We start from the raw sequence: 10,745 nt of genomic DNA on the forward strand, positions 1-10,745 counted from the left end.
GACCGTGACGGTCCGGCCGCCCCCTCGGGCGTTCCCGGGCGTCCCCGTCCTGGTGGGAGGGGGTGCCGGGACGGCATAGGCTCGGGGCGTCGCCTGCCCCGGGAGGGAACCCGCCCATGAGTACTCCGCCGTTCCTGGACCTGCCCCGCTGCGCCCGGGCGGAGCGCGTGCCGACCGGGCGCGGGGAGTTCGCGGCGCTGCGCGCGGAGCCGGACGGCCCGGTGCGCGGCTCGGCGCTGCTGGTGCCGGGGTTCACCGGCAGCAAGGAGGACTTCATCGCGCTGCTCGCGCCGCTCGCGGCCGCCGGGTACCGGGTGACGGCCGTGGACCAGCGGGGTCAGTACGAGACCGGCGGGCCGGACGACGGGGCGGCGTACGCCGTGGCCGCGCTGGGCGCCGACGTCCGGGCGCTGACCGGGGTGCTGGCCGCGGAGGGCGGGCCGGTGCACCTGCTGGGGCACTCCTTCGGCGGCCAGGTGGTCCGGGAGGCGGTGCTCGCGGCCGCCGGGGAGGGCCCGCTGCCGTGGCGTTCGCTGACCCTGATGGCCACCGGGCCGGGCGCGATCGACCCGGCCGAGGCGGCCCGGACCAGGATGCTGCTGGACGTCCTGCCGGTCATGGGCCTGGAGGAGATCTGGCAGGTCATGCGGCAGATGGACGAGAGCGGCGGGGAGCCGAGGCCCGCCCTGGCGCCGGGGGTCGCGGAGTTCCTGCACCGCCGCTGGGTGGCCAACGTGCCGCGGTCGCTGGCCGTCACCGGCGCGCACCTGGTCGCCGCGCCGGACCGGGTGGACGAGCTGGCCGCGGTGGCGGCCGGGACGCTGCCGGTGCTGGTGGTGTCCGGGGAGCAGGACTACGCCTGGCCGGTACCGGAGCAGGGCGCGATGGCGCGGCGGCTGGGCGCCCGCCGGGTGGTCGTCGCGGGCGCGGCCCACTCCCCCAACGCCGAGCGGCCGGCCGCCACGGCCGAGGCGCTGGCCGCGTTCTGGGCCTGAGCCCGGCCCCCGACCGACCCGCTCCCCGGCGTGGTCTGTACCACTTCCGGAGGTTCGACCTGGCACGGCACAGGACAAAAGTCGTTAGTTACGGTAATCTTTGATTCTGTCCGGGAATCATCGGCGACATCCACAGGGTGCCTTTCAGCCGAAACCCGGACGTTACGGACGGGCAACGGCCCGGTAGCACCGCCACGACACCGTGGTTCACGAGGGACTGGACGCACCAGGCAAGCCCAGGGGGAGCCCTTGCCGCAGCAGACCGCCACACGTACGACCCGCGTGGTCCGGCCGCAGCGCCGGATCCGCAGGACCCCGAAAGGGCTGATACCGACTCAGCCGCAACCGCCCCGCCCCGCGGGGCTCGAAAAGGAGACGCCCATGACCAAGCCCATGCGCTTCGAGATCCTCCGACTGGACGACGCCAACGGCTCCGCGACCGACCGCGTGATCGCCGACGCCGAGACCGTCCGCGAGCTCGTCCAGGACGCCGCCCGCACCGGCGAGCGCCTGCTCATCCGCCCGTGCCCGACCGTCTGACCCAGCGCGGCGCCTCCGACCGGGAGACCTCACCCGCCGCCGACGAGCCGGGACCGTCCGATCCGGACGTACCGATACCCGACTGACGCCCCGTCACCGCGATCGCCGTTGACGGGGCGTCAGTGCGTCCGGCCCCGGAACGGACCGGCCCCGGCCCTGACTCGGCCCCGCCCCCGACCCCGGCCCCGGAACGTTTGCCGCCGCCCGCGACGGGACATCCCCCAACGGGAACCGCCCGCGCCGCAAGCCACCCGCGCCGGCCGGGCGTCCAGCACCGACAGGGTGCCGCCGGGCCGTCCGTACGGGTGATCGTCCTTGACGCGGCGGTCCGGAGGGAGGAGCGTTGTCGGCTATGAGGGGCGAGCCAAGCTGTCCGAGGTGCGCCGGTCGGGTCCGCGCCCCCGGTCTTTTTTCGGACACCTGGCAGTGCGACCGGCACGGAGCCGTGCACCCGATGCAGCCCGTACTACCCCCGAGCGTGGAAGCCCTGGGCGTCGCCGTCGCCCGTTCCCAGGTCCCCGTCTGGCTGCCCTGGCCGCTCCCGGTCGGCTGGCTCTACACCGGTATCGCCCACGTCGGCGACGACGTCTCGGGTGCCCGGGCCACCGCCGTCGCCTGCTCCGGGCCCGCCCCGCTCGGCGGCTTCGGCGAACTGGTGCTGGTCGCCGAGGAACTGGGCGTCGGGCTCGGCGCCCGCTACGCCGGACTGCCCGGCCCCGACCCGGGCGACTCGGTCGGCCTCTACAAGCCCGCCGACGCCAAGCTGATGGCCGCCGGGCGGCCCACCCCGATGTTCCACGTCCCGGACGCCCCGCCCGACCGCGCGGTGTTCGTCGGCGAGGCCCGCGGGCTCTGGCTCTGGGCGATCGCCTGGCCCGAGCAGTCCGCGCTGGTGATGTACGACGAGCTGGTGCTCACCGACCTGCGCGAGGCCGGCGCCGAACTGGACCTGCTGCCCTGCGGGGCGCTCTCCCCCCGGCTGCTGGGCTGACGGCGGACCGGACGGCCTATCCTGGGCGGCACCCGCCAGCCTGAGGAGTCCGCCCCGTGCGCATCGACCTGCACGCCCACAGCAACGCCTCCGACGGCACCGACAGCCCGGCCGAGCTGGTCGCGGCGGCGGTCGCGGCCGGGCTCGACGTGGTCGCGCTCACCGACCACGACACCGTCGCCGGGCACGCCGGGGCCGCCGCCGCCGTGCACGCGCTGCCGGACGGCACCCGGCTGACCGTCGTCCCCGGCGCCGAACTGTCCTGTGTGGTGGACGGCGTCAGCATGCACCTGCTGGCCTACCTGTTCGACCCCGAGGAGCCGGAGTTCGCGGCCGAGCGCGAGCTGGTGCGCACCGACCGGTTCCGGCGCGGCCGGGCGGTCGTCGAGCGCTGCCGGGAGCTCGGCGCGGACATCAGCTGGGAGCAGGTGCAGCGGATCGCCGGGGCCGGTTCGGTCGGGCGGCCGCACATCGCCAGCGCGCTGGTCGAGGCGGGCGTGGTGGCCACCGTCTCGGACGCCTTCACCCCGCAGTGGCTGGCCAACGGCGGCCGGGCGGACGTCCGCAAGCACGAGACCGACCCGGTGCGGGCGGTCCGGCTGGTCCGGGCGGCCGGCGGGGTACCGGTGTTCGCCCACCCCGGCGCGGTCAAGCGCGGCCGGACCGTCCCGGACGGGGTGATCGCCGACCTCGCGGCCGCCGGACTGGCCGGGCTGGAGGTCGACCACACCGACCACGACGAGGAGACCAGGCAGCGGCTGCGCGGCCTGGCCGGCGACCTCGGCCTGCTGGTCACCGGCTCCAGCGACTACCACGGCAGCCGCAAGACCGTCCGGCTCGGCGAGCACACCACCGACCCCGGGGTGTACGAGGCCCTGCTGGGCCAGGCCACCGGGGCGAAGCCGATCGAGCGCTGACGGCGGGCGGGGCCGCGCTCCGGCGCACCGGGGCGCGGTGGGGCGGGCGGGCCGCCCGTGCGCCCTTCGGGCCGGGGGCCGGCGCCGGTCAGGATCCGGCCCGGCGCCGGTCCTGGACCGGGCCCCGGTCCTGACCGGGAGTCATCGGGGGTCAGTCGAGCTTGACGCCGCGCCGCCGCGGGTCGCGCAGGTCGGTGCCCTGGTCCAGCCAGCGCTCCTGGAGCGCGGCCGCGCCGTGCACCCGCTTCCAGCCCGCCTCGTTGGGCGTCATCGGCAGCAGCGGCAGGAAGCGCACCGGCTCGGCGGGCTCGGCCAGTTCCAGGTCCTCGACCAGCCCGCCCGGCTCGGCGGCCAGCACCGAGGTGAACGGGGCGTCCTCCCAGAGCGGGGCGCCGAGGTCCAGCGAGCCGCCCGGGGCCACCACCAGGCCCTCGACCTGCGGCGTCGCGGCGAAGGTGGCGAGGCTGCGCAGCACGCCGTCGCGCCCGCCGCGCACCGTCAGCACCAGTTCGGCGCGCGGTCCGCGCAGCTGGTCGGCGACCGGCTGGGTCGGGTCGGCCATCGGGGCGGCCGCCATTCCGAGCGTCGCGTAGCGGACCAGGCCGTCGGCGTCCGGGCCGAAGCGCAGCACCTCGATCCGGTCGGTGCCCAGGAAGGTGACGGCGGCGCGGCCGCTCGGCTCGCCGAAGGTGGAGATCAGCCGGGCCTCGACGGCCGCCAGCACCGCCTCCCGGGTGAGGTCCGGGGAGCTGCCGCCGTGGGGGTCGCCGAAGGACGGGAAGTCGTGCGCCATGCCGGTGAGCGTAACCCGGGCCGCCCCGGCGTCCGCGCGGGGGCGTACGGGCGAAGGCCGGGGAAACCCCGGGGCACCGATGCCCGGTCAGATGTTAGGGTGAGCGACTGGCCACCGGGATCGCAGGTCCCGGGGCGGCGAGCGAAGGAGGTGGTTGCGGTGGATACCGGCCGACCATGCAGTACCGGCAGCTCTGCCCGGCCCCGACTTCCCCGCACTTCCCGCCCCGCAGGCCTCAGCGGCTGACCAAGCCCTAGTGGCCCGGGCGCGGGTCGGCGGCGGACGGACCGGCCGGGAGAGCACCCCTCGTCCCCTTCACCGGTGTTCCTCGCCGTCGCACCACGGCCCTTCCGCGTCCCCTCCGCGCCACCGTGCGACGGCTCCTGCCCCAGGGAGCCTGTCATGTCGATGATCAACAGCCTGCGCGCCGCCGTCCGCACCAACCGCCGCCGGGGCGCCGTCGGGCCGTACGACGCCGTGCCCGAGGGCGCCGGCTCGGCGGTCGTGGACTGCGCGGTCTACCAGCACGGCCGGCGCAACGGCGTGACCTGCAGCCCTCGCGAGGCCGCCCGCCGGGTCAAGGCCGCGCACCAACTCCCGGACACCGCAGGGTCGTTCAGCTGGATCGGGCTGCACGAGCCGACCGGCGCCGAGTTCGAGGGGATCGCCCAGCGGTTCGGCCTGCACCCGCTCGCGGTGGAGGACGCGGTGCACGCCCACCAGCGGCCCAAGGTGGAGCGCTACGACGACGTGCTGTTCGCCGTCTTCAAGACCATCCGCTACGTCGAGCACGACCAACTCACGCCCACCAGCGAGGTGGTGGAGACCGGCGAGCTGATGGTCTTCGCCGGCCGGGACTTCGTGATCACCGTCCGGCACGGCGGCCACGGCTCGCTGCAGGAGCTGCGGCACCGGCTGGAGGCGGACGCGGACGAGGCCGGCCTGCTCGCCAAGGGCCCGGCCGCGGTGCTGCACGCGATCGCCGACCACGTCGTGGACAACTACCTGCTGGTCGCCGAGCGGCTGCAGAACGACGTGGACGAGATCGAGTACGGCGTCTTCTCGGCCAAGGGCGCGCGCACCGCGGACGTCGGCCGGGTCTACCAACTCAAGCGCGAGGTACTGGAGTTCAAGCGCGCGGTGGCACCGCTGCTGCGCCCCATGCAGCAGCTGTCCGAGCCGCAGCAGGGCCTGGTCGACCCGGACATCCAGAAGTACTTCCGGGACGTCGCCGACCACCTGGCCCGGGTCACCGAGCAGGTGCACGGCTTCGACGAACTGCTGAACTCGCTGCTCCAGGCCAACCTGGCGCAGGTGTCGGTGGCGCAGAACGAGGACATGCGCAAGATCACCGCCTGGGCGGCGATCTTCGCGGTGCCCACCATGATCACCGGCGTCTACGGCATGAACTTCGACTACATGCCCGAACTGCACCACGCCTACGGCTATCCGCTGGTGCTCACCGCGATCGCGGTGATCTGCGTCGGGATGTACCGGGGCTTCCGCCGCAACGGCTGGCTGTAGCGTCCCCCAGCCCCCGGGCCCCGTCCCGGACCCCGCACCCGGACCCCGGTCCCGCGGGGGCGTCAGCGCCGCCCGCCGCGGGCGACCAGGACCAGGCCGAGCAGGATCAGCACCACCGCCGGGTACGCCGCCGCCGGGGGCCACTGGCCGAGCCAGAGCGCGGCGATCAGGGCCGCGCCCGGGGTCTCCAGCAGGATCGCGGTGGAGGTGATCGACGGGCCGAGGGTGCGCACCACCCGGTTGCTCAGCGAGTGCCCGAGCAGCTGCGCGGTGACCATCAGCAGCACGATCTGCCACCAGGCCCCGGCCGACCAGCCGGACAGCCGCGTGCCGGTGGCCAGGCAGATCACCAGCAGGCCGACCGCCGTGGTCGCGTAGCAGACCAGCGTGTACGCGGTGGTGCTGACCGTCCTGCGGACCTCCGCGCCCAGCAGCATGTACCCGGCCGCGGCCAGGCCCGCGGCGAGCGCGAGGGCGTCGCCGAGCAGGGCGCGCGGGGACATCGAGAGGTCGACGCCGGTCAGCACCAGCACGCCGGCGAAGGCGACGACCGTCCCGAGCCAGACCATCCTCGGCGCGCGGACGCCGAACAGCCGCATCAGCAGGATCGTCCACAGCGGGGTGGTGGTGACCAGGGCGGTCGCGGAGGCCACCGAGGTCATCCGCAGGCTGGGCATCCAGAGCGCGAAGTGCACCGCGAGCAGCACCCCGGCGGCGACCGCGAGCAGCAGCGCCCGCCGGCCGATCCCGCGCAGCTCGGCGCGGTGGCGCAGCAGCGCGTACGGGCCCAGGGCGCCGACCGACATGACGTTGCGCCAGAAGGCGATGGCCAGCGCGGGCGCGGCGGTGGCGGAGATCAGCGGGCCGGAGAGGGAGATGCCGCCGATCGAGACGGCGAGCAGCAGCAGGTCGGCGGTGGGGAGCGGGTGCGCGGGCCGCTGGTCGGCGGCGGTGGCAGGGGCGGGGGTGGTCGCGGGCCGGGCGGCGGGCACGGCGCTCCTTCGCTGGTCGCGGGGGCGGGGCGCTCATACGGTAAGGCCCGTGGGCCGTCAATGGAACTGTCGCCCGGGGGCTGAGACGTCCGGCCGGGCGGGCGCGGGCGGCGAGCCCGTACGCTGTCCGCCATGGACCGCAACTCCGCCGCCCCCGTCGCCGACGACTTCCTCGACCAGGCCCTGCTGGAGGAGGCCGCGAAGAAGTCCGGACTGCTCTGGGTGCGCGCGGACGGCGAGGCGCAGGCCCGCCCGCTGTGGCACGCCTGGCACGACGGCGCCGTGGTGGTCGTCGGCGGGGGCGGCGAGCAGCCCCTGCACGGCCTGACCCCGGGCGCCCGTGCCGTGATCACCGTGCGCAGCAAGGACAAGGGCGGCCGGCTGACCGGCTGGGCCGCCGAGGTGGTCGAGCTGGCGCCGAACGGCGAGGCCTGGCGGGGCGCCGTCGAGGAACTCAAGGGCAAACGGCTGAACGCGCCCGACACGGACACCGTCACCGAGCGCTGGGCCCGCGAGTGCCGGGTGCTGCGGCTGCGCCCGGCCGGGGCGCTGACCGAGCGTCCGGGCGCCATGCCGGACGGCTCGCACGCCGCCGAGCCGATGCCCACCCCGGCCACCACCCGCCGCCCGATCCCCGCCGGACTGCCCAAACTGCTGTTCAAGCGCCGTTAAAGGTTCATGCCGAGGACGCCTGGGCCCGCTACCGTGCCTCACCGGGCCGGGTGCACGCGGCGCGGGTAGCCTTGGCCGGACGTGCGCCCCGGTGCACACCGTACGGCGCCGGGCAGGTCGGACCGCTCGGGCAGGGTCGAGGGAGTCGAGGGAGTTCATGGCAGGGCCAGGAAGCCGGGTCTTCATCTCCCACCTCTCCGCCGTCGCGGTGTTCGACCCGAACGGCGACCAGGTCGGGCGGGTCCGCGACGTGGTCGTCTCGCTGCGCCTCGGCGGCCGCCCCCCGCTGGTGCTCGGCCTGGTGGTCGAGGTCGTCGCCCGGCGCCGGATCTTCCTGCCGATGACCAGGGTGACCAGCCTGGAGTCCGGCCAGGTGCTCACCACCGGCCTGATCAACCTGCGCCGGTTCGAGCAGCGCCCGTCCGAGACCCTGGTGCTGGCCGAGCTGCTGGACCGCACCGTCACCTGGTCCAAGACCGCCGAGGACGTCACCGTGCTGGACGTCGGCATGGTGCAGACCCGGCTGCGCGAGTGGGAGGTCAGCAAGGTCTTCGTCCAGGTCGGCCGGGCCACCCGGCTGCGCAAGGGCAAGGGCGAGCGGCTCACCCTGGACTGGCAGGACGTCACCGGCTTCGCGCTGCCCGAGCAGGACCAGGGCGCGGCCAACCTGCTCGCCACCTTCGAGCAGCTGCGCCCGGCCGACCTCGCCAGCGTGATGCACCACCTGTCGGCCAAGCGCCGCGCCGAGGTGGCCGCCGCACTGCCGGACGAGCGGCTCGCGGACGTCCTGGAGGAGCTGCCCGAGGACGACCAGGTCGAGATCATCGGCAAGCTCCAGGGGGAGCGGGCGGCCGACGTCCTGGAGGCGATGGACCCGGACGACGCCGCCGATCTGCTCTCCGAACTGCCCGGCGACGAGGCCGAGCGGCTGCTCGGCCTGATGGAGCCGGAGGAGGCCGAGCCGGTCCGCCGGCTGCTCTCCTACGAGGAGGACACCGCCGGCGGTCTGATGACCACCGAGCCGATCGTCCTGGAGCCGGACGCGACGGTCGCCGAGGCGCTGGCCCGGATCCGGATCCGCGACCACAAGCCCGCGCTGGCCGCCCAGGTGTACGTCTGCCGGCCGCCGAACGAGACCCCGACCGGCAAGTACCTGGGCGCGGTGCACTTCCAGCGGCTGCTGCGCGAGCCCCCGTACGTCCTGGTCGGCTCGCTGGTGGACGACGACCTGGACGCGCTGCCGCCGGACACCCCGCTGTCCCTGGTCACCAGCTACCTGGCGACGTACAACCTGGTGGCCGCGCCGGTCGTGGACGAGGCCGACCACCTGCTCGGCGCGGTGACCGTCGACGACGTGCTCGACCACCTGCTGCCCGAGGACTGGCGCGACGCCGCGCTGCACGCCGGGGACGACGACAGAGACGAGGTGCACGGTGGACGGTGACCGCAACGGCCGGCGGGGCGAGTCCGCCCGCCGGCGCCTGCAGGGCGAACTGCGGGAGCTGCGCCAGCTGCGCGAACTGCGCACCCGCGAGGGCGGCGGCCGGGAGCGCCTGGAGACCTCCCCGATCACCGGCTCCAACCGCACCCGGCTCGACCAGCCCCGCACCGCGCGGCCCGGCCTGCTGACCCTGCCGTCCTACGACCCCGAGGCCTTCGGCGTGCTGTCGGAGCGGATCGCCCGCTTCCTCGGCACCGGGCGGTTCATCGTCTGGATGACGGTGGTGATCATCGTCTGGGTGCTGTGGAACACCATGCTGCCCTCGGACGCGCGCTTCGACGAGTACCCGTTCATCTTCCTGACCCTGGTGCTGTCGCTCCAGGCCTCCTACGCGGCGCCGCTGATCCTGCTGGCGCAGAACCGGCAGGACAACCGGGACCGCGTCAACATGGAGCAGGACCGGGCCCGCAGCGACCGCAACATCGCCGACACCGAGTACCTGGCCCGCGAGGTCGCGGCCCTGCGGCACGGGCTCGGCGAGGTCGCCACCCGGGACTTCATCCGGTCCGAGCTCCAGTCGCTGCTCAAGGAGATCGACGAACGGCGGGGCGCCTCCGAGGCGTTGTGACCGGCGGCACGCTACCGGCCGGTTAAGCGGTTCGCCCGGAGCCGTACCATCAAGGCATGGCCAACGAGACAGAGGTCGCGGCCGGCGTCACGGAGGACTCCGTACGCCAGGCGCTGGCGACCGTCAACGACCCGGAGATCAACCGTCCGATCACCGAGATCGGCATGGTGAAATCGGTCGGGATCGCCGAGGACGGCGCGGTGCGCGTCGCGGTCTACCTGACCGTCTCCGGCTGTCCGATGCGCGACACCATCGTCACCCGGGTCCGTGACGCGGTCGGCCGGGTACCCGGGGTGACCGGCGTCGAGGTCGAACTCGACGTGATGAGCGACGAGCAGCGCAAGGAGCTCTCCCAGCTGCTGCGCGGCGGCGCCCCCGAGCGGGAGATCCCGTTCGCCAAGCCGGGCACGCTGACCCGGGTCTACGCCGTCGCCTCCGGCAAGGGCGGCGTCGGCAAGTCCTCGGTGACCGTCAACCTGGCCGCCGCGATGGCCGCGGACGGGTTGAAGGTCGCCGTCGTGGACGCCGACATCTACGGCCACAGCGTGCCGCGCATGCTGGGCGTCGAGGGCCGGCCCACCCAGGTCCAGGACATGATCATGCCGCCGCAGGCGAACGGCGTGAAGGTCATCTCGATCGGCATGTTCACCCCGGGCAACGCCCCGGTGGTCTGGCGCGGCCCGATGCTGCACCGCGCGCTGCAGCAGTTCCTGGCCGACGTCTACTGGGGCGACCTGGACGTGCTGCTGCTGGACCTGCCGCCGGGCACCGGCGACATCGCGATCTCGGTGGCCCAGCTGGTCCCCAACGCGGAGATCCTGATCGTCACCACCCCGCAGATGGCCGCCGCCGAGGTGGCCGAGCGGGCCGGCACCATCGCGGTGCAGACCCACCAGAAGATCGTCGGCGTGATCGAGAACATGTCCGGCATGCCGTGCCCGCACTGCGACGAGATGATCGACGTCTTCGGCACCGGCGGCGGCCAGACCGTCGCCGACGCGCTGACCCGCACCGTCGGCGCCACCGTCCCGGTGCTCGGCTCGATCCCGATCGACGTCCGGCTGCGCGAGGGCGGCGACGACGGCCGCCCGGTCGTGCTCGCCGCCCCCGACTCCCCGGCCGGCGCCGCCCTGCGCGCCGTGGCCGGCAAGCTCGGCGGCCGCCGGCGCGGCCTGTCCGGCATGTCCCTGGGGCTGACGCCCAAGAACAAGTTCTGACGTTCCGAGCGGGCGTACGCGGCGGGGCCGGACGG

At 74.7% G+C, this 10,745-nt stretch carries 11 protein-coding genes; 9 read left to right on the forward strand and 2 right to left on the reverse strand.

The window, feature by feature from the left end; genetic code table 11:
• The first annotated feature begins 116 nt into the window (after window positions 1-116).
• The 4 genes from ACFXPX_RS41990 (at window position 117) to ACFXPX_RS42005 (ending at window position 3,443) form a co-directional block, all read left to right on the forward strand.
• A complete protein-coding gene (locus tag ACFXPX_RS41990) occupies window positions 117-995 on the forward strand; it encodes an alpha/beta fold hydrolase (RefSeq protein ID WP_375884813.1) in 879 nt (292 codons plus the stop codon).
• Window positions 996-1,376: 381 nt separating this feature from the next.
• A complete protein-coding gene (locus ACFXPX_RS41995) occupies window positions 1,377-1,535 on the forward strand; it encodes a hypothetical protein (RefSeq protein WP_188305309.1) in 159 nt (52 codons plus the stop codon).
• Between the two features lie 352 nt (window positions 1,536-1,887).
• The gene (locus tag ACFXPX_RS42000) at window positions 1,888-2,526 is read left to right on the forward strand and encodes a DUF6758 family protein (RefSeq protein WP_350511866.1); all 639 of its coding nucleotides are present in this window, start codon (window positions 1,888-1,890) and stop codon (window positions 2,524-2,526) included.
• A 56-nt stretch (window positions 2,527-2,582) separates the two neighbouring features.
• Window positions 2,583-3,443, forward strand: coding sequence for a PHP domain-containing protein (locus ACFXPX_RS42005; protein WP_380644964.1), 861 nt, complete (start codon window positions 2,583-2,585; stop codon window positions 3,441-3,443).
• 151 nt (window positions 3,444-3,594) lie between these two features.
• Here the strand turns inward: ACFXPX_RS42005 and ACFXPX_RS42010 are convergent, their stop codons facing one another.
• Window positions 3,595-4,236 carry a suppressor of fused domain protein gene (locus tag ACFXPX_RS42010; RefSeq protein ID WP_380594590.1) on the reverse strand — a complete coding sequence of 214 codons (642 nt, stop codon included), beginning with the start codon at window positions 4,234-4,236 and terminating at the stop codon, window positions 3,595-3,597.
• Between the two features lie 402 nt (window positions 4,237-4,638).
• Here ACFXPX_RS42010 and corA point away from each other — a divergent pair, with 402 nt between their 5' ends.
• A complete protein-coding gene (gene corA, locus ACFXPX_RS42015) occupies window positions 4,639-5,760 on the forward strand; it encodes a magnesium/cobalt transporter CorA (protein WP_375884805.1) in 1,122 nt (373 codons plus the stop codon).
• A gap of 62 nt (window positions 5,761-5,822) precedes the next feature.
• Here the strand turns inward: corA and ACFXPX_RS42020 are convergent, their stop codons facing one another.
• Window positions 5,823-6,752 carry a DMT family transporter gene (locus ACFXPX_RS42020; protein ID WP_380525915.1) on the reverse strand — a complete coding sequence of 310 codons (930 nt, stop codon included), beginning with the start codon at window positions 6,750-6,752 and terminating at the stop codon, window positions 5,823-5,825.
• 132 nt (window positions 6,753-6,884) lie between these two features.
• Between ACFXPX_RS42020 and ACFXPX_RS42025 the strand changes: the two genes are divergently transcribed.
• The 4 genes from ACFXPX_RS42025 (at window position 6,885) to ACFXPX_RS42040 (ending at window position 10,710) form a co-directional block, all read left to right on the forward strand.
• The gene (locus tag ACFXPX_RS42025) at window positions 6,885-7,424 is read left to right on the forward strand and encodes a hypothetical protein (protein ID WP_375884800.1); all 540 of its coding nucleotides are present in this window, start codon (window positions 6,885-6,887) and stop codon (window positions 7,422-7,424) included.
• A gap of 157 nt (window positions 7,425-7,581) precedes the next feature.
• The gene (locus tag ACFXPX_RS42030) at window positions 7,582-8,868 is read left to right on the forward strand and encodes a magnesium transporter MgtE N-terminal domain-containing protein (RefSeq protein ID WP_375884798.1); all 1,287 of its coding nucleotides are present in this window, start codon (window positions 7,582-7,584) and stop codon (window positions 8,866-8,868) included.
• Window positions 8,869-8,935: 67 nt separating this feature from the next.
• Window positions 8,936-9,493, forward strand: coding sequence for a DUF1003 domain-containing protein (locus tag ACFXPX_RS42035; RefSeq protein WP_375884889.1), 558 nt, complete (start codon window positions 8,936-8,938; stop codon window positions 9,491-9,493).
• 56 nt (window positions 9,494-9,549) lie between these two features.
• Window positions 9,550-10,710, forward strand: coding sequence for an Mrp/NBP35 family ATP-binding protein (locus tag ACFXPX_RS42040; RefSeq protein WP_380409389.1), 1,161 nt, complete (start codon window positions 9,550-9,552; stop codon window positions 10,708-10,710).
• The last annotated feature ends 35 nt before the right edge of the window (window positions 10,711-10,745 follow it).

This window comes from Kitasatospora sp. NPDC059146 (assembly GCF_042786665.1).
In the GTDB taxonomy this organism is placed as follows: Bacteria; Actinomycetota; Actinomycetes; order Streptomycetales; family Streptomycetaceae; genus Kitasatospora.